We start from the raw sequence: 17,897 nt of genomic DNA, 5'->3' as shown, positions 1-17,897 counted from the left end.
TATGAAGGTGGTGCCTTGCAGCTGGGAATAAAAACAGGCAGACCCCACTGCGACAAAAGACGCGTATCCGATTACTCGGATACGCGCCGAATAGTGGGGGCAACGAGGATCGAACTCGTGACCTTTCGCGTGTGAGGCGAACGCTCATCCCGGCTGAGCTATGCTCCCATCAGTTTTCAGATTATCACTTTTTCCATCAAAATGCAATGAAAATTTGTCAGAAAATTCAAATTTTGACGCAAACTTAAGTCACTGCGGCGCAAGCCCGGGTCCTTGCGATGCAAGTTTAAGCCTTTGCACGCAAGCGCAAGTCTTTGCAAAGGAAGATATCGTGCAGGATGACGGTTTGTATAAAAGGCAGGTGAAGGCAGCCGCGGGGCAAGGTTATGCTTTGAAAAATGAAAAAGTTATGATATGATGTTATCTCAGTGAAAGACTTTAGATATCTGCCGAAACGGTGTACGTCCCGGCGGATAAATGATACAGGAATCGAGGAGGAACTGACACAATGGCGATCGAAGAAACTTCTAAAGAACAGGGGTCGGGTGAGGCAGAAAGAGAAGTCGTTTCCCGGAACTTTATCGAGCAGGAAATCGATAAAGATCTGAAGGAAGGCCGGTATGACACGGTTATGACACGTTTTCCGCCGGAGCCGAACGGGTACCTTCACATCGGCCATGCAAAGTCGATCCTTTTGAATTATGGCATCGCGAAGGAATATAATGGTCAGTTCAATCTCCGTTTTGATGACACAAATCCCACGAAGGAAAAGGGAGAATTTGTAGAGGCAATCAAGCGTGACGTGGAGTGGCTCGGTGCGAAGTTCAACGGTCCGTTCTTTGCATCAGACTATTTTGACAAAATGTATGAAGCTGCGCTTAAGCTGATCCGCGACGGAAAGGCTTATGTCAGTGATCTGTCCGCAGATGAGATCCGTGAGTACCGTGGAACATTGACGGAGCCGGGAAGGGATGATCCGAATCGGAACAGAAGCGTAGAAGAGAATCTCGATCTGTTCGAGCGGATGAAAAACGGCGAGTTCGAGGACGGATCAAAGGTTCTCCGGGCGCGAATCGATATGAAAGCGGCGAACATCAACATGAGAGACCCGATTATCTACCGGATCGCTCATCTGCATCACCAGAATACGGGAGACAAATGGTGCATTTATCCGATGTATGATTTTGCCCATCCGCTGGAGGATGCCTTCGAGGGCATTACCCATTCTCTCTGTACGCTGGAGTTTGAGGACCACCGGCCATTGTACAACTGGGTGGTGGAGAATGTGGGCTTTGCGCACCCGCCGAGGCAGATTGAGTTTGCAAAGCTCTATCTGACCAATGTAGTCACCGGTAAGAGATATATCAAGAAACTGGTGGAGAACGGAACCGTTGACGGTTGGGATGATCCGCGTCTCGTCACGATTGCCGCGCTCCGCAGAAGAGGATATACGCCGGAATCGATACAGAAGTTTATCAGCCTTGGAGGAATTTCGAAGGCCAACAGCTCCACAGACTACGCGATGCTGGAGTACTGCATCCGGGATGATTTGAAGACCAGAGTTCCCAGAATGTATGCGATCCTGGATCCGGTAAAGCTGATTATTGACAATTACCCGGAGGGACAGACAGAGGAGTTTACGGTTCCAAACAACCCGGAAAATGAGGCGTTGGGGAACCGCACCGTCACTTTTTCCCGTGAACTGTATATCGAGCGGAATGACTTTATGGAGAACCCGCCAAAGAAATATTTCCGGATGTTCCCGGGCAATGAAGTGCGCCTGATGCAGGCTTACTTTGTAAAATGCGTTGATTTCCGCAAGGATGAAGATGGGAAAATCACCGAGATCCACTGTACCTACGATCCGGCGAGCCGCGGCGGCAACAGCCCGGACGGCCGCAAGGTGAAGGGAACGATCCATTGGGTGAATGCGGCGGATGCAAAGCCGGTGGAGATGCGTCTCTATGAGAATCTGATCGATGAGGAAAAGGGCGTGTACAATGAGGACGGCACGATGAATATCAATCCGGATTCTCTTGAGGTTCTCCAGGGAGTGGTCGAGCCCGCTCTGGCAGAGGCAAAGCCCTATGAGAGCTTCCAGTTTGTGAGAAATGGCTTCTTCTGTGCTGACGCGAAGCTGTCGAAGCCTGGCAAACCGGTGTTCGGCAGAATCGTATCGCTGAAGAGTTCCTTCAAGCTTCCGAAGGCATAAGAGAATCGGAGAAACTTCAGAAGACGTAAGAGGTCCGGAGAAACTCCGGAAGGCACAAGAGGTCCGGAGAAACTTCCAAGGATATAAGAAGGCCGGAGCAGATCGACTCTGACATGAATAATGAAAAGGCTGCTGTATCCCTGCTTCCTGCAGGTGCGGCAGCTTTTTTCTGCTCATTTACCGAAAATGTCGATTCGCAATAAATGTCCTTAAGGACAGAGAAATAATGAAGAAGTATATCTTCGATTGTGTTATCCTGATAGAAAGACGGGCTGAAGTTGTCCGGATCAGTCGCGCGAAAGAAGAACCGGGGGGAAAACGGAATCTCACGGAGACCGTTGTACACCGGGGATTTCCGGAAGAGAGAAAGGAAGAGCAGGAAATGATAAAGGCATGTATTTTTGATCTTGACGGTACGCTTACGAAGACGCAGGAGTCCATTGCGCGTCCGGTCAATATGACACTGGAGCATTTCGGGCTTCCTGCGATGCCGGTGGAGAATTACAATTATTATGCGGGGGACGGCCTTGACAATGCGTTAAAAAGGGCATTGAAGGATGCAGGTGACCCGGAACTGAAATATTATGAGGAGGGAAGACCGCTGTGCCGGAAATGGTTTGTCGAGAATTCGCTGTATCATGTAAAACCTTATCCGCACATTGTGGAGATGCTGAAAGAACTGAAGAAACGGAAGATCCGCCTTGCTGTATTTTCCAACAAGATGCATCAGGGAGCAATCGATGTGGTGACGGCGATCTTCGGACCGGATACCTTCGACCATATTCAGGGACAGACCGACACTGTGCCGATCAAACCGGATCCGCAGGGGGTCTATGAGATTCTCAGGGAGTTTGGGGTGAATAAGACAGAGGCACTGTACTTCGGTGACACCAATACCGACATGCTCACAGGTCATAATGCAGGCCTTTTTACCGTCGGGGTGACCTGGGGATTCCGTCCGAGAACGGAGCTTGAGGAATATCGGGCAGACGAAATTGTCGATGATCCTATGGAGATCGTTGATCTTGTGGATCGATTTAATTCGAGGGGAAAGCCAAATGTCAGATAAGAGAATGCCGTCTATAAAAATTCCGTCGGACATCCGTCTCATTGCAAGTGACCTGGACGGGACGTTGCTCCAGGGAGGCGCACAAAGACTCCGGCCCAATACGTGCGGGCTGATTCACAGGCTGACCCGGAGAGGAATTATTTTTCTCGCGGCGAGCGGAAGACAGTATGCCAATTTGCAGAGACTCTTTGCTCCTGTTCGCAATGAGATCGCGTATCTCTGCGAGAACGGCTGCCTCAGCTTCTATGAAGGCGAGATGGTGCACAGAGTGACGATGGACCGGGCGCTTGGACAGGAGATTATGCGGGAGATCATAAGGACGCCGTCCGCTGAGGTGCTGCTGTCGGGAGTGAATACAAGCTACATTCAGCCGAAGGACATGAGCTACTATTATCATATGCGGGATGTGGTCGGCAATAATGTCACACTGGTGCCGGATATTCTGAAGACGGAGGAGCCGTATTTCAAGATTTCTATCTACGAGAGGAACGGTCTTACCGATGAGGAAATCGCGTTCTGGCAGGAAAGATTCGGAAGGTACGCCACGGTGGTTACGGGAGGAAACGACTGGCTTGATATTATGCCGCTGCATGTGAATAAGGGAACCGGAATCCGGAAACTGCTGCAGAAGCTCGATGTCCGGCCGGAGGAATGTATGGCTTTCGGGGATAACTACAACGACATGGAAATGATGAAGCTGGTCGGCTGGCCGGTTGCGGTGGACAATGCCAAACCGGAAATTCTCGCTGCAGGCTGTGACCATACGCCGACGGTGGAGGAATACCTTGAGAAAATATTGTCAGGCGATTTTACCGGATAATGCCGCGGCATACCGCTCCATGCTCATACCTGTTGTCGTCGCTAATGTTCTTGCCCGCTGGTGAGCAAGCTCCCCGTGGGCCAAGAACATTGCGACTGGACTTATACAGTACCTTGCTAGCACTCGACAAAATCGAGTGCTAGTTTTTTCTTGACTTTCTGTAATAAGGGTACTAATATAACACTTGTCGGGTATAAAATGAATACCGGTCATAATGACAGAAAATCACAGCCAGAATGATCCGCGAAGTCGGGTTTCCACAGACAGCGGATCATCAGCGGCGATAACACAAATATCCATTTTCCTGACGGGGATATGTCACGAAAATGAAGGATCAAAAGTGAAAAGGAGTGTGTATTAGTATGGAAATGAGACATGGAAATCTGTCGATTAACAGCGACAACATTTTTCCAATAATCAAGAAATGGATGTATTCGGATAAGGATATCTTTATCCGGGAATTGATTTCGAACGGATCCGATGCCATAACCAAGAGAAAAAAACTGGATGCCGTAGGCGAGGTAAGGCTTCCGGAGGGATATAAGCCGAAGATCACTGTATCGGTTAACGATAAGGAAAAAACACTGAAATTCACCGATAACGGAATTGGTATGACAGCGGACGAGGTAATCCGTGACATCACAGAGATCGCCTTCTCCGGCGCGACGGAGTTCCTGGAAAAGTATAAGGATAAGGCGGACAGCGACCAGATCATCGGACATTTCGGACTCGGGTTCTATTCTGCATTCATGGTAGCGGATCTGGTGGAAATCGATACATTGAGTTTCCGTGAGGGAGCGGAGGCCGTTCACTGGGAGTGCGACGGCGGTACAGAGTATGATATGAGCGAGGGCACCCGTACCGAGGCAGGGACAACGATTACGCTGCACTTGGCAGAGGATAGTCTGGAATTCGCCAACGAGTACAAGGTACGTGAAACTCTGGAGAAATATTGCTCCTTCATGCCGGTAGAAATTTATCTTGAGAATGAGACGAAAGAGCCGGAGACGGAGATCATCGATGAGAAGGACCTCAAGGATACCGATGTTGTCATTGAGCATATTCATGAGGACGCGAAGTACGAGGAGAAGAAGAATGATAAGGGCGAGACCGAAAAGGTCGAGACCAGCCCTGAGAAAAATCAGGTAAAGATTCAGAAGCGGCCGGTATCAATCAGTGATACGCATCCACTGTGGACAAAGCAGCCCAGTCAGTGCACAGATGAGGAGTACAAGGAATTTTACCGCCATGTATTCCTGGATTACAAGGAGCCGCTGTTCTGGATTCATCTGAATATGGATTATCCGTTCCGCCTGAAGGGCATTCTGTACTTCCCGAGAATCAACACGGAATACGAGTCCATTGAGGGAAAAATCAAGCTGTACAACAACCAGGTATTCATCGCGGACAATATTAAGGAAGTTATCCCGGAATATCTGCTCCTGCTCAAGGGCGTGATTGACTGCCCGGATCTGCCGCTCAATGTCTCCCGTTCCGCGCTTCAGAATGACGGTTTCGCGCAGAAGATTTCCGATTACATCTCAAAGAAGGTTGCGGACAAGCTCTCAGGCATGTGCAAGACCAAGAGAGAAGAATATGAGAAATACTGGAACGACATCAGTCCGTTCATCAAGTTCGGAACGCTGAAGGATCCCAAGTTCTCTGAGAGAATGATGGATTACATCCTCTATGAGGATCTCGACGGCAAGTATCACACGCTGAAGGATATCATCGCCGCCAATACTCCTGAAAAGACTGAGGAAGAGAAAACAGGGGAAAGCGCAGAAGACAAGAGCAAAGCAGCAGATGCGAAGGAATCTGAGACGGGTGCCGATGGTGAGAAGAAGCCTGAGGCAGAAGCTTCAGAAGAGAGTAAATCCGGTGAGGCGGATCAGAAGGACGACAAGAAGGATGCGCCGAAGATCACGATCTATTATGTGACAAATGAGGTGCAGCAGAGCCAGTACATCAACATGTTCCGGAGCCAGAAGAAACAGGCTTATAAGCTGGTCCATACCATTGACGCTCCGTTTATCTCCCATGTGGAGCAGCTGAATGAAAATCTTCATTTCCAGAGAATCGATGCGGATCTCACCGATGATATGAAGGAAGACAGCGAATCTCTGAAGGAAGAGAGCAAGGATCTGCAGGAGCTCTTCCGCAAGGTTCTGAACAAGAGTCAGCTGTCCGTCCGGGTGGAGAATCTGAAGGATCCCAGTGTTTCAGCCATGGTCACGATCTCCGAGGAGATGCGCCGTTACAGCGAGATGATGCGCATGTACGGAATGGCGGACAAGAACATCAACGTGGATGAACTCGAGGGACAGCAGACACTTGTTCTGAATGCAAAGCATCCGCTTGTGAAATATGTATTCGAGCATAAGGCATCCGAGGATGTCAGCCTCTTCTGTGAGCAGCTTTATGATCTGGCAGTAATCAGCAACCGCGCTCTGACTCCGGATGAGATGACAAAGTTCATCAGCAGGAGCAATGAGATCATGGTAAAGCTTGCAGAGAATGCGAAGCCAGCGGGAAAAGCCCAGATCAAAAAGGCGGATACAGCAAAGAAAGAAGTGAAAGCGTCGGAGAAGAAGGACACCAAGGCACCGGCCAAGAAGACTTCAAAGGAATCAAAGGACGAGAAGAAATCTGAATAAGTAAGATTGAAAGAAGAGCGGGATAAAAACGCGAGGTGGGCGTTTTTCCCGCTCCTTTTGTGTTCGCGCAAAACATTTTCCTGGTATTCGTATAAAATATTTCCTTGTATTTACACAAAAAAGCACATTCCGGTATTTGCACAACAACAATTTAAAGGTGATCAGTCGAGCCCGCAGGCGGTGAAAAATTTTTGCACATACCGGTCCCACGCCTGGTCGACGGAGTGATCCAGTGTAAAGCTCCGGAGGGAGGATCCGGTAGTTACTGTCAGTGTCTGATTCCGGTATTGAATGTTCAGGAACAGTCCGAGGATATCTTCCGGATCGTAATTCAGTTCGTTCTTTTCCATAAAACGCTGGATCTGTCCGGCACTCAGCTGGAAGACAAAACGGAAGGAGAGAGGAAGCCTGCGGCCTTTCAGGATCTGTACGCAGAAGGATCGGATATCCCTCCAGTGCACCAGAGATTCCCGGTGTGTCTGTGGGTTCGTGGCTTTGTTCGTGATTCCGTCATCTGAAGCGTCGCCCTCATAATATTCCGGGTGAGCCTGACCGTCGATGGAAAATGTGGTAAAGGTTGTGATCTGCGCCTCCGAGACCAGAAAACGGTCGAACGTTTCCTTCAGAAGAAGGTGATTCATGAAGCTGCCGACATGTTCAATCTGTAATGCGATCATAGTAAAAACCTCCAAAATACAGTATCCATTATAATAGACTTCCGGGTATCTCACAATCCGGGAATTTACGGATTGTGCTTTGCATTTGATTGGAATTGTTGTATACTGTTTACATTGGGCCGACGCAGGAATTATGGCAGATGCTGAGAAATTTCTGCCCGAATCAGCCGGAGCCCGGATCAAGAGACAGGTAAGGAGTATGTTGGAATGAGTCAGGAAAAGGTCGATTTATATAAGGAAGAGAAAAAGAACCGCAAGAAAATCATGCGGAGAGAAAAGATCAGAACGAGACTGACCGTGGTTGCGGTTGTGGTAGTTTTTGGCTTTCTGATCGGCTGGTTCAGCTGGGCGGTTTATAATAATGTAAAGAACAATCAGGCGACTACGGCAAAGGCAACGACGACGGAGCTTGACCTCTCTGCCATCGAGTCCTACACGACAGCTTTGAACAGCTATGTCACAGAGCAGAAGACCGGTTCGGACAGCACTTCGGCTGATGCATCAACCGCGACAGCATCAGACAGCAGCGCAGCATCTGCTTCCTCGGACGCATCCGTATCATCGGTGTCGGCTGCGCAGTGACGGATTCCGGCAGAACGAGAGAATGATTTCCCCCGTCAATGCCCATAAGTGCCATGCATGAGAGCAGTCATAGAAGAAGCACAGGCATAAAAGACATTTTACAGCAGCAGCCATAGGGACTATGTATGGCAGCAATAATATAGCACAAGATCTACAAGGCGTTCTGCGAGAGCAGGGCGCCTTTTTTACGCGAACAGTGAGCCGCAGCCGAATGCGAAGTATTCGTGTGCGGCGAGCGTCGCGATAGCGAGATAAAACTCGCGCAGCGTGTTTTATCTCGTTGAAATGCGGCAGCAGAGAAACCCGCTTTTTTGAGATGCGGCAGCAGAGAAAACTGCTTTTTTGAGATGCGGCAGCAGAGAAAAACCGCCTTTCAGAGATGAGAAAGCAGAAAAAAACCGCCTTCCGGAGCGGAAGACGGTGATTTTTCGATTGAACTGATTATTACGTGTGCAAACACTTGATGCGTAACTTAATATCTCTATATATAAATCAATGCTTCAAAATGCTGTAACAAGAAAAGCAATTCTTTCGATGTCTGGATTAGTGATTCGGGTTCATTCGCTGAAATTACAGTTTAACAACGTTTGCTGCCTGCATTCCCTTCGCGCCTTCAACCAGATCATAGGAAACAGCCTGGCCCTCGTCCAGAGATTTGAATCCCTCACCCTGAATAGCTGAGAAGTGAACAAATACGTCCTTTCCGTCCTCACCAGTGATGAAACCATAACCTTTTTCAGCATTGAACCACTTAACAGTGCCCTTGTTCATTTGAAGTACCTCCATACTTACTAAGAAAAATAATGAATCGGTGAAGCCTTCACCGTGATTTGATTATAGGTTTGAAAGGTTGAAAAGTCAAGAAAATTTGAACAATTCGACTTTCTTTTCAGTGGCCCCTTCAACGGCACTTTCAATGGCCTCCGGGGCAGTACCGGCAATAACTTTCCGCTTTTTTCACGCGTTTTTTCCGGGAGCTCTTTTCAATGACAAGACAAGGGGCGATCCTTGAATTCTCAGGCACCATCTTGTATACTGTAAACGGAAATTTATGCCCGGGACAGGAAAGGCACAAAAGAGGGTTTGATGAAATCCGGCCGGATGTCCCTCATATGGAAAGGCAGAAATCGTTATGGATACAATTCTGATAAGAAACGGCAGAATCATCGATCCGGACACCCGTTTTGACGGCATCGCTGATCTCTATCTGTCGGGAGGAAAAATCACCAGAGTCGCGAAAAATATAACAGAGAAGGCGGACCGGGAGATCGACGCAAGGGGCATGTGGGTCATGCCCGGGCTGATCGATCTGCATGTACATCTGCGTGATCCGGGACTTACCTGGAAGGAAGATGTGACCACCGGCTCGAAGGCGGCGGCCAGAGGAGGCATCACAACCATCGTCGCAATGCCAAATACAAAACCGGTCTGTGACAGCCCGGACCGCATCGACTATGTGATGCATAAGGCGGAGCATACCGCGTCGATCCATGTGCTTCAGGCCGGAGCGGTCACTGAGGGGCAGGCCGGTGAAAAGCTGGCCGATATCAGAGGAATGGCGAAGCATGGAATCCCCGCTGTTTCCGAGGATGGAAAGTCGGTCATGAATGCTGAGCTTGCGCGGGAGGCAATGAAAATCTGCCGTGAACTGAACATTCCGTTTCTGGATCACTGCGAGGACAGGAATCTCGTGCAGGGCGGCTGCGTGAATGCGGATGAGATATCCAGAGCTGAGGGCCTGCCCGGTATCACAAATTCGGTGGAGGATGTCATCATCGCGAGAGATATGATCCTTGCTCATGAGACAGGCGCGCATCTTCATCTCTGTCACTGCTCCACGAAGGGAAGCTACGAGATGCTGAAGGCGGCGAAGGAAAAAGGCTGGGATGTGTCCGGCGAGGTCTGTCCGCATCATTTCATTCTGACGAGCAGCGACAGAGTGCACGGCGACACGAATTATAAAATGAATCCGCCGCTGCGTACCGAGGAGGACAGGAAGGCACTCTGCAGGGGACTGGCTGAGGGGGTATTTGAAGCGATCAGCACGGATCATGCGCCCCACACGCGCGAGGAGAAGGATCAGCCCATGGAAAAGGCCCCCTTCGGCATTGTCGGTCTGGAGACCTCAGTCGCGCTGACGATCACATATTTGGTCAGAACCGGTATCCTGACGCCAATGCAGATGGCGGAGCGGATGAGCGCGGGCCCGGCGAAAATTCTGCATCTGGATCAGAGGGGATCTCTTGCAGAGGGCAAGGAAGCGGATATAACGATCATCGATCCCGATGTATCCTATAAGATTGACGCGCGGGAATTTGAATCCCGGGGGAAAAATACACCGTTTGACGGCTGTGAGGTTACCGGCCGGGTCGACACCACGATCTGCGGCGGGAAAATCGTATATCAGAAAGGAAGAATGTACTATGATTAATCGCCTGATTCAGAACATCAGAGAAAAGAACGCGCCGGTGGTCGTCGGTCTGGATCCGATGCTTTCCTATGTGCCGGAATCTATCCAGAGAAAAGCGTTCCATCAGTATGGAGAGACGCTGGAAGGCGCTGCGGAGGCAGTCTGGGAGTTCAACAAGGAAATTGTAGATGCAACCTTCGATCTGATCCCTGCAGTAAAGCCGCAGGTCGCGATGTATGAGCAGTTCGGCGTACCGGGGATGGCTGTTTATGAGAGAACGGTTTCATATTGCCAGAGTAAGGGGCTTGTCGTGATCGGAGATGTGAAACGCGGCGATATCGGATCAACGTCAGAAGCCTATGCTGTCGGACATCTCGGGCATGTGAAGGTCGGAAATAAAGAGTATTCCGGTTTCCATGAGGATTTTGCGACGGTCAATCCTTATCTGGGAAGCGACGGCATCAATCCGTTTATCAAGGTCTGCCGCGAGGAGAAGAAGGGAATCTTTGTTCTTGTGAAGACGTCAAATCCGTCAAGCGGAGAGTTCCAGGACCGGCTGGTGGACGGAAAGCCGCTGTATGAGCTGGTGGGCGAAAAGGTAGCTGAGTGGGGACGCGAGGCGATGGGCGATGAATACAGCTATATCGGCGCCGTTGTAGGAGCAACCTATCCGGAACAGGGAAGAATGCTCCGGAAAATCATGCCGAAGACCTTCATACTGGTTCCGGGATACGGTGCGCAGGGTGGAAAAGGCGCCGATCTCACTGACTTTTTCAATGAGGACGGACTCGGCGCGATTATAAATTCCTCCCGCGGAATCATCTGTGCATACAGGAAGGAAGAATATGCGGAGTATGGCGAGGACCATTTCGCGGATGCCTCAAGGGCGGCAGTTGTCGACATGATCCGGGATATCAACAGTGCTCTGGAAGCAGTCAGATGAATCTTTGAAAGGACAGCGAAAACATATGAAAGTAAAGGAGACGGCAACAATCGTCAGCCAGAACCGGATCAGCGACGGCATATATGACATGGTTCTCCAGGCGCCGGGAGTTTCCGGCGAGGCAGTTCCCGGACAGTTTGTAAATGTTTTTCTCAATGACAAAAGCAGACTGCTTCCGCGGCCGATCAGCCTCTGCGGAATTGACGCGGACCGGCAGACGATCCGGCTGGTCTACCGCGTTTCCGGAGCGGGAACAGATGAGATGGCGCAGATGAGTGCCGGTGAAAAACTGGAGATTCTGGGACCTCTCGGCAATGGCTTCCCGCTCGAGGAAGCCGCGGGCAAAAGAGTGTTTCTCATCGGAGGAGGAATCGGAGTTCCGCCGCTTCTGGAAACGGCGAAAGTGCTTTCCGAAAGCGCGGCACTTGATGAGGAACAGTCAGATGTGATTGAAGATGAGCAGAGAGTTTCCGAAAAGTCCGACGGAGTCAATGCGAAGATTCGTGATACAGAGGTGATCAGCGTCATCGGTTATCGAAGCGACTGCTTTCTGAAGTCCGAATTTGACCGGTACGGCGATACGATCATCGCGACGGAAGACGGAAGCGTGGGAACGAGAGGAAATGTAATGGACGCGATCCGTGCCGATGGAAGGAAGCCGGAGGTGATTTTTGCCTGCGGACCGCTTCCTATGCTCCGCGCTCTGAAGGGCTGGGCGGAAAAGGAGCAGATACCGTGCTGGGTTTCGATGGAGGAGCGGATGGCTTGCGGAATCGGCGCCTGCCTTGCATGTGTCTGCAGGACACGGGAGATCGATGAGCATTCCCAGGTGAAGAATACCAGGGTCTGCAAGGACGGACCGGTGTTTAATGTGATGACTCTGGATCTCTGAGAGATTATCCGGGCACATGGCAGGAAAACCAGAAGCAGCTGGAGGCACAGATAGATGGGAACAACGAACAGACTTAGCGTAAATATCGCCGGGATTGAATTGAAAAACCCGGTCATGACCGCGTCCGGAACCTTCGGGTCCGGCGAGGAATACAGTGAATTTATAGACCTGAACGGACTCGGAGCCGTTGTCACAAAGGGAGTGGCCAATGTGCCGTGGCCCGGCAACCCGACACCGAGGGTGGCCGAGGTGTACGGCGGCATGTTGAATGCCATCGGTCTCCAGAATCCGGGTGTTGAGGTCTTCTGCAGGAGAGACCTTCCGTTTTTGAAGAAATACGACACAAAAATCATCGTAAATGTCTGCGGCCATTCGGTCGAGGAATATACGGAAGTGGTGGAACGGCTGGCGGATGAACCTGTGGATATGCTGGAGATCAATATCTCCTGCCCGAACGTCAGAGAAGGAGGAATTGCCTTCGGAACGGTTCCGTCTGTCGCGGAAAAAATTACAAAAGCATGTAAGAAAGTGGCGAAGCAGCCGATCATCATGAAGCTCAGTCCGAATGTCACCGATATCGGAGAGATGGCCAGGGCAGTGGAGGCAGGCGGCGCAGACGCGGTTTCGCTTATCAATACCCTGACCGGTATGAAAATCGATGTGAACCGCCGGAAATTTGTCCTGGCGAACAGGACCGGAGGCATGTCTGGTCCGGCAGTAAAGCCGATTGCTGTCCGGATGGTATATGAAGCGGCGCATGCGGTACATGTTCCGGTCATTGGCATGGGCGGTATCGCGTCCGCGGAGGATGCGCTGGAATTTATTCTCGCGGGAGCGACGGCCGTGTCGGTGGGAACCGCGAATTTCATAAATCCGCGCGCAACCCTGGATGTTGTCGCGGGAATCGAACGATACCTGGAAGAAAATGGAATCGACAGCGTGCAGGATCTGGTCGGCGCAGTTGAGGAATGATGTGCGGCAGTACTGATACTGAAAGATCCGGGGGCGATGGGCAGCATGGATTTGCTCACTTGAGGTGTGAGGCGATGGGCTTATCCGCCGCGGCAGACCGGTGCAGCCGGTCACCTGCAGATCTGCAGAATGGAAGGAGCAGCAGACAAAAGATGGAAGAATACAAAAAACAGTTTATTGATTTTATGATTGACAGTCATGTGCTGAAGTTCGGAGATTTTACGCTGAAGAGCGGAAGAAAATCGCCCTTCTTCATGAATGCCGGCGCGTATGTAACCGGCTCGCAGCTGAAGAAGCTCGGCGAGTTTTATGCAAAAGCCATTCATGACAGCTATGGGCTTGATTTTGATATTCTCTTCGGACCTGCATACAAGGGGATTCCGCTCTCGGTTGTAACCGCGATCGCCATCAGTGAGCTGTATGGTGTCGATGTGAAGTACTGTTCCAACCGGAAGGAAGCGAAGGATCATGGCGGCGACAAGGGAATCCTTCTGGGGAGTGAAATCAGGGACGGAGACCGCGTTGTCATCATCGAGGATGTGACAACCTCCGGAAAGTCGATCGAGGAAACCTTCCCGATTATTCAGGCACAGGGCGATGTGCAGATCAAGGGGCTCATAGTATCCCTGAACCGCATGGAGCGTGGAAAAGGAACCAGAAGCGCGCTTTCGGAGATCACTGAAAAGTACGGATTCCCGGCAAAGGCCATTGTTTCAATGGCCGATGTCTTCCGCTATCTGGGAGAAAATCAGCAGGCAGGACGAATGACGCTTACGGATGAACAGAAGCAGGCGATTCGCAGCTACTATGCGCAGTACGGCGCAGAGGAATATCAGGGGTTGTTCTGAGGCGGCATGATTAAGAAGAAAAATGTAAAATATACTTTTATCAAAAAGGATAAATTTACGGACACCAGAGTGTCACTGACACTCTCGGTGATCTCGTTAGTCGTGCTTCTGGTAACGGTTCTGATCTCCTTTATTGTGCAGGCGCAGGGCGGGATTGCTCTCGGCTGCGCGGGGCTGATCGCGATGCTTTTTTCCTTCTACGCGTTTTACCTGGGTATGCGTGCGCTGTCGGAAAAATCCGAGAGCGTTCAAAGAGGAACCTTGGCGGCACTTGCCTCAGGAATCATGTCGATCCTGTGGATTGTGCTTTTCCTGCTGGGCATTCATTAAAGAAAGAAGAGGCAGAAAGCAGAAAATACATAAGCGCCGATTAAGGTGCCTGCAGAAATTGGGGCAGGATACACCGGCGCCAATGTGAGGCAGAAGAAGGACCGTGAATGCCGGTGATGCTGTGCGGCAGAATGGAGGCGGATTTTATATGGAAATGGATCAGGAGCGATTCCGGAAACAGCTTGCTTTTATTCTTGAGATTGACAAGGAGAAAAACATTCTCCGTCAGACCCATCTGACAGGGCATGGCCGCCGTGAGGATGACGCGGACCACGCATGGCATCTGGCTGTCATGACATGGATACTCAGGGAGTATTCCAATCAGGAAATTGATATTGTCCGCACGATCCTGATGGTACTGATTCACGATATCGTAGAGATCGATGCCGGGGACACCTACGCATACGATGCGGAGGCCAAAAAGACAGAGGCAGACCGGGAGATGAAGGCGGCGGAACGGATATTCGGGCTTCTGCCGGAGGATCAGGGGCGTAAGCTCCGTGAGATCTGGGAGGAGTTCGACGCATACGAGACGCCGGAAGCCCGTTTTGCGCATGTGATGGATAATTTTCAGCCGATGCTGCTGAACAATTCGAACGGCGGCGGAGACTGGAGGGAGCATGGCGTGAACCAGTCTCAGGTCAGGCAGAGAAACGCGAAGACGGGAACAGGATCAGAGGAAATCTGGTCTTATATGCAGGAAATTCTTGCGGAAAATATCAGGAAGGGCAGTTTAAAACCTTGAGGAACGAACAGATTATTGCGGATACCGAAGATTATAAGGAACGCTTCTCGCTTGCGCTCGGACGCGTAAGAGAGATTCCGGAGGAGAAAAGGGTGCGAGAGCCTTTCAGGGCGTGGTTTGAGCAGGAAGCTGCTTTTCTCTCGGATATGGCGGAGCTGATGCTGAAGAAGGAAAGAGGAGAATTCAGGGATGCCTCGTTGGAGGAGCTGAGAGAACAGAACCACAGCATGTATCGGGACATACTTCCGGAAAATTATGGGAAGAGCTTTGGAAATCCTGATTTCTCTGCGGATATCCTCGGTGAGGATTACGGGCAGCTCTTTTCTTTTCTGTACATGGAACTTCGAGGCACCATTGTTTATGCGTTTGAGGACAGAGTGTGGGACATGCTGATTTCTCTGGAAATTTTTCTCGAGGTATATCAGCTGTTTACAGACGGTGAGCTTCCGGAACCGGAACTGATCCGGGAGTCGCTGTACTGGTACTGCAGTGATTACTCCGCGGAGATGATGGACAGAAGAACCCGCGAATGTCTGGATCCCGGACTTTCCTTTGCACGGGACATCATCATGAAGGAGGACATTGGCGACCTGCGGTATCTGTACCGGTTTGGGGAATATGTGACAGAGAATGAGGAACAGACGGCGTTATTTCTGAACACCCTCTCCGAGGAGGAAATCGCGTCGATCGCCCGCACATGGACGGAGGGGTATCGGATCGGATTTGAGGTCGGGCGCAAGGACATCCGCAAAAAAAAGACGGTCAACATCCGATACCGGCTCGGCTTCGAGCGGGTTGTGCGGCAGGCAGTTCTTCAGTTCCGGGAGATGGGACTGGAAAGCATCATATACCGCTCTGCCACACATGCGGTGAATAAGAGACAGCATCTGAGGATCGGCTATTACGGAGCCGTGCCGAATCCTCAGTTTGAATATGACCACCGGAATGACGCAGGCATTTTCCTTGACGAGAAGTTTGTCACCCGGAAGCTGCAGGGACTGCGGGCAGCATACGAGAAATACAAGGACCTGGCGAAGGTCCACGGCGGTCCGGCGTGTATGGAGGTGTTTGGTGAGACGCCGTTCACTCCGGCGGAGTCCCAGCACAGCTGTGCTCTGACCGAGGAACAGCAGAAGGAGCAGGTGCGGTACAACAATGAGGCGGGACAGATTACGAACCGTTATATCATCGGATCGGAGCGAAGCTTTACGATCATTGCCTATCCCGTACCCGCAATCGGAGAGCGCTTCCGTGATATTTTCCGGGAAACCGTGAAGATCAATAATCTCGACTACCGGAAGTATCAGAAGATCCAGCAGAAGCTCATCGACGCCCTGGATCAGGGCACGGCGGTCCGTGTCAGAGGAATGAACGGCAACTGTACCGACCTCAGGGTGGCACTGCACACACTGACTGATCCGGAACATCAGACAAATTTTGAAAACTGTGTGGCAGATGTGAATATTCCGGTCGGAGAAGTCTTCACCTCTCCAGTTCTGAAGGGAACAAACGGGGTATTGAATGTGAGCCGGGTTTATCTCGGAGAATTCCAGTACCGGGACCTTAAGATTGAGGTCAGAGACGGTATGGTCGCCGGCTACAGCTGCGGCAATTTCGCGTCGGAGGAGGCAAACCGCCGCTATATCGAGGAGAACATCCTTTTCCATCACGCGTCACTTCCAATGGGCGAATGTGCCATTGGAACCAATACAACGGCGTACCGTATGGCGAAGATTTATGGGATCGCGGACAAACTTCCGATCCTGATCGCGGAAAAGATGGGACCGCACTTTGCGTTCGGCGATACCTGCTATAGCTGGGAGGAAGACAATGCGGTTTATAATCCGGATGGCAAGGAAATCATCGCGAGGGATAACGAGCGTTCCATCCTGCGCAAAACAGACCCGGGCAAGGCATATTTCGGCTGTCACACTGATATCACGATTCCCTATGAGGAACTGGGAAGCATTACCGTGGAAAAGGCGGACGGAGAGGAGATAACGCTGATTCGGAATGGAAAATTCGTGCTTCCGGGAACGGAAGAATTAAATGAGCCGTTGAAAGATTTAGCGGAATCAGATATGATGAATGACGTCAAATGAAAGGAGATAACAGACGATGGCAAAAGTTGGAATTGTGATGGGAAGTGACTCGGACATGGCAGTCATGTCCAAGGCGGCAGCGGTACTCGAGGAGTTTGGAATCGATTATGAGATGCGGATCATTTCCGCTCACAGAGAACCGGAGGAACTTGTGTCCTGGGCAAAGGGCGCGGAAGAGAGAGGAATCCGCGTGATCATCGCGGGAGCCGGTATGGCGGCAGCTCTTCCGGGAATGGTTGCGGCACTCTTCCCGCTTCCTGTCATCGGAGTACCGATGAGCAGCAAGGCGCTCGGAGGTACGGATGCGCTTTATTCTATTGTTCAGATGCCGTCCGGTATTCCGGTTGCGACGGTTGCGATCGACGGATCGAAGAACGCGGCGATTCTTGCGGCCCGGATCCTTGCGGTTTCAGACCCAGAGCTTCTTCAGAAAATCCGGGACTACGGCGAAGAGGGCAGAAAGAACGTCGTGGCAAAGGACGCAAGACTGCAGGAAACCGGCTACAGGAACTACACAAAGTAAATCTGCATACCCCGAAGGCGGGGCGCCACAAACGGAATAAGCTGCGGATTGCTCCGTGCTTCGCACTCCCGCAGGCGGGGTGCCACAAACGGAATAAGATACGGATTGTTCCGTG

The 17,897-nt window shown here is 51.0% G+C and carries 16 protein-coding genes and 1 tRNA gene; 14 read left to right on the top strand and 3 right to left on the bottom strand.

What is annotated here, in order from left to right; translation table 11 throughout:
- Positions 1-94 precede the first annotated feature (94 nt).
- Positions 95-168, bottom strand: a tRNA-Val gene (locus ACTQ1O_RS01390).
- Positions 169-508: 340 nt separating this feature from the next.
- Between ACTQ1O_RS01390 and ACTQ1O_RS01385 the strand changes: the two genes are divergently transcribed.
- The 4 genes from ACTQ1O_RS01385 (at position 509) to htpG (ending at position 6,758) form a co-directional block, all read left to right on the top strand.
- Positions 509-2,212, top strand: coding sequence for a glutamine--tRNA ligase/YqeY domain fusion protein (locus ACTQ1O_RS01385; protein ID WP_441485788.1), 1,704 nt, complete (start codon positions 509-511; stop codon positions 2,210-2,212).
- A gap of 226 nt (positions 2,213-2,438) precedes the next feature.
- Positions 2,439-3,281 (top strand): HAD family hydrolase, encoded by an 843-nt coding sequence (locus ACTQ1O_RS01380; protein WP_441485787.1) that lies wholly within the window; start codon positions 2,439-2,441, stop codon positions 3,279-3,281.
- Positions 3,271-4,101, top strand: a complete 831-nt coding sequence (locus tag ACTQ1O_RS01375) for an HAD family hydrolase (RefSeq protein ID WP_441485786.1) — start codon at positions 3,271-3,273, stop codon at positions 4,099-4,101. Before ACTQ1O_RS01380 ends, ACTQ1O_RS01375 begins: the two co-directional genes overlap by 11 nt.
- Before the next feature lie 362 nt (positions 4,102-4,463).
- The gene (gene htpG / locus ACTQ1O_RS01370) at positions 4,464-6,758 is read left to right on the top strand and encodes a molecular chaperone HtpG (RefSeq protein WP_441485785.1); all 2,295 of its coding nucleotides are present in this window, start codon (positions 4,464-4,466) and stop codon (positions 6,756-6,758) included.
- Positions 6,759-6,919: 161 nt separating this feature from the next.
- On the opposite strand, the gene ACTQ1O_RS01365 is transcribed toward htpG, so the two are convergent.
- The gene (locus ACTQ1O_RS01365; RefSeq protein WP_441485784.1) at positions 6,920-7,435 is read right to left on the bottom strand and encodes a DUF5721 family protein; all 516 of its coding nucleotides are present in this window, start codon (positions 7,433-7,435) and stop codon (positions 6,920-6,922) included.
- 207 nt (positions 7,436-7,642) lie between these two features.
- On the opposite strand from ACTQ1O_RS01365, the gene ACTQ1O_RS01360 reads away from it, so the two are divergent.
- Positions 7,643-8,017, top strand: a complete 375-nt coding sequence (locus ACTQ1O_RS01360; RefSeq protein ID WP_441485783.1) for a hypothetical protein — start codon at positions 7,643-7,645, stop codon at positions 8,015-8,017.
- 570 nt (positions 8,018-8,587) lie between these two features.
- Here the strand turns inward: ACTQ1O_RS01360 and ACTQ1O_RS01355 are convergent.
- Positions 8,588-8,788 carry a cold-shock protein gene (locus tag ACTQ1O_RS01355; RefSeq protein ID WP_441100673.1) on the bottom strand — a complete coding sequence of 67 codons (201 nt, stop codon included), beginning with the start codon at positions 8,786-8,788 and terminating at the stop codon, positions 8,588-8,590.
- 361 nt (positions 8,789-9,149) lie between these two features.
- On the opposite strand from ACTQ1O_RS01355, the gene ACTQ1O_RS01350 reads away from it, so the two are divergent.
- The 9 genes from ACTQ1O_RS01350 (at position 9,150) to purE (ending at position 17,782) form a co-directional block, all read left to right on the top strand.
- Entirely contained in the window at positions 9,150-10,448 is a 1,299-nt protein-coding gene (locus tag ACTQ1O_RS01350; RefSeq protein ID WP_441485782.1) for a dihydroorotase, read from the top strand.
- Positions 10,441-11,370: an orotidine-5'-phosphate decarboxylase gene (gene pyrF / locus ACTQ1O_RS01345; protein WP_441485781.1), complete on the top strand. Its 930-nt coding sequence runs from the start codon at positions 10,441-10,443 to the stop codon at positions 11,368-11,370. The genes ACTQ1O_RS01350 and pyrF overlap by 8 nt, the downstream gene beginning before the upstream one ends.
- A gap of 25 nt (positions 11,371-11,395) precedes the next feature.
- On the top strand, positions 11,396-12,262 hold the full coding sequence (locus tag ACTQ1O_RS01340) for a dihydroorotate dehydrogenase electron transfer subunit (RefSeq protein WP_441485780.1): 867 nt from the start codon (positions 11,396-11,398) through the stop codon (positions 12,260-12,262).
- A gap of 54 nt (positions 12,263-12,316) precedes the next feature.
- Positions 12,317-13,234, top strand: a complete 918-nt coding sequence (locus ACTQ1O_RS01335) for a dihydroorotate dehydrogenase (protein ID WP_441485779.1) — start codon at positions 12,317-12,319, stop codon at positions 13,232-13,234.
- 152 nt (positions 13,235-13,386) lie between these two features.
- A complete protein-coding gene (gene pyrE / locus ACTQ1O_RS01330; RefSeq protein WP_441485778.1) occupies positions 13,387-14,082 on the top strand; it encodes an orotate phosphoribosyltransferase in 696 nt (231 codons plus the stop codon).
- Between the two features lie 6 nt (positions 14,083-14,088).
- Complete coding sequence (locus ACTQ1O_RS01325) at positions 14,089-14,412, top strand: hypothetical protein (RefSeq protein ID WP_441485777.1); 324 nt, start codon at positions 14,089-14,091, stop codon at positions 14,410-14,412.
- Between the two features lie 148 nt (positions 14,413-14,560).
- Positions 14,561-15,157, top strand: coding sequence for an HD domain-containing protein (locus ACTQ1O_RS01320; RefSeq protein WP_441485776.1), 597 nt, complete (start codon positions 14,561-14,563; stop codon positions 15,155-15,157).
- Complete coding sequence (locus tag ACTQ1O_RS01315) at positions 15,154-17,259, top strand: aminopeptidase (RefSeq protein ID WP_441485775.1); 2,106 nt, start codon at positions 15,154-15,156, stop codon at positions 17,257-17,259. The genes ACTQ1O_RS01320 and ACTQ1O_RS01315 overlap by 4 nt, the downstream gene beginning before the upstream one ends.
- Before the next feature lie 16 nt (positions 17,260-17,275).
- Positions 17,276-17,782: a 5-(carboxyamino)imidazole ribonucleotide mutase gene (gene purE / locus ACTQ1O_RS01310; protein ID WP_441100664.1), complete on the top strand. Its 507-nt coding sequence runs from the start codon at positions 17,276-17,278 to the stop codon at positions 17,780-17,782.
- Positions 17,783-17,897: the final 115 nt, after the last annotated feature.

The sequence above is a fragment of the Bilifractor sp. LCP21S3_A7 genome (assembly GCF_052118825.1).
Taxonomy (GTDB): domain Bacteria; phylum Bacillota; class Clostridia; order Lachnospirales; family Lachnospiraceae; genus Bilifractor.
This window is presented reverse-complemented; position numbering and strand designations above follow the sequence as displayed.

Bases quoted from the DNA above. Each gene is read 5' to 3' on its own strand.
- ACTQ1O_RS01385 (WP_441485788.1), top strand. From the start codon at position 509: ATGGCGATCGAAGAAACTTCTAAAGAACAGGGGTCGGGTGAGGCAGAA.
- ACTQ1O_RS01380 (WP_441485787.1), top strand. From the start codon at position 2,439: ATGAAGAAGTATATCTTCGATTGTGTTATCCTGATAGAAAGACGGGCT.
- ACTQ1O_RS01375 (WP_441485786.1), top strand. From the start codon at position 3,271: ATGTCAGATAAGAGAATGCCGTCTATAAAAATTCCGTCGGACATCCGT.
- htpG (WP_441485785.1), top strand. From the start codon at position 4,464: ATGGAAATGAGACATGGAAATCTGTCGATTAACAGCGACAACATTTTT.
- ACTQ1O_RS01365 (WP_441485784.1), bottom strand. From the start codon at position 7,435: ATGATCGCATTACAGATTGAACATGTCGGCAGCTTCATGAATCACCTT.
- ACTQ1O_RS01360 (WP_441485783.1), top strand. From the start codon at position 7,643: ATGAGTCAGGAAAAGGTCGATTTATATAAGGAAGAGAAAAAGAACCGC.
- ACTQ1O_RS01355 (WP_441100673.1), bottom strand. From the start codon at position 8,788: ATGAACAAGGGCACTGTTAAGTGGTTCAATGCTGAAAAAGGTTATGGT.
- ACTQ1O_RS01350 (WP_441485782.1), top strand. From the start codon at position 9,150: ATGGATACAATTCTGATAAGAAACGGCAGAATCATCGATCCGGACACC.
- pyrF (WP_441485781.1), top strand. From the start codon at position 10,441: ATGATTAATCGCCTGATTCAGAACATCAGAGAAAAGAACGCGCCGGTG.
- ACTQ1O_RS01340 (WP_441485780.1), top strand. From the start codon at position 11,396: ATGAAAGTAAAGGAGACGGCAACAATCGTCAGCCAGAACCGGATCAGC.
- ACTQ1O_RS01335 (WP_441485779.1), top strand. From the start codon at position 12,317: ATGGGAACAACGAACAGACTTAGCGTAAATATCGCCGGGATTGAATTG.
- pyrE (WP_441485778.1), top strand. From the start codon at position 13,387: ATGGAAGAATACAAAAAACAGTTTATTGATTTTATGATTGACAGTCAT.
- ACTQ1O_RS01325 (WP_441485777.1), top strand. From the start codon at position 14,089: ATGATTAAGAAGAAAAATGTAAAATATACTTTTATCAAAAAGGATAAA.
- ACTQ1O_RS01320 (WP_441485776.1), top strand. From the start codon at position 14,561: ATGGAAATGGATCAGGAGCGATTCCGGAAACAGCTTGCTTTTATTCTT.
- purE (WP_441100664.1), top strand. From the start codon at position 17,276: ATGGCAAAAGTTGGAATTGTGATGGGAAGTGACTCGGACATGGCAGTC.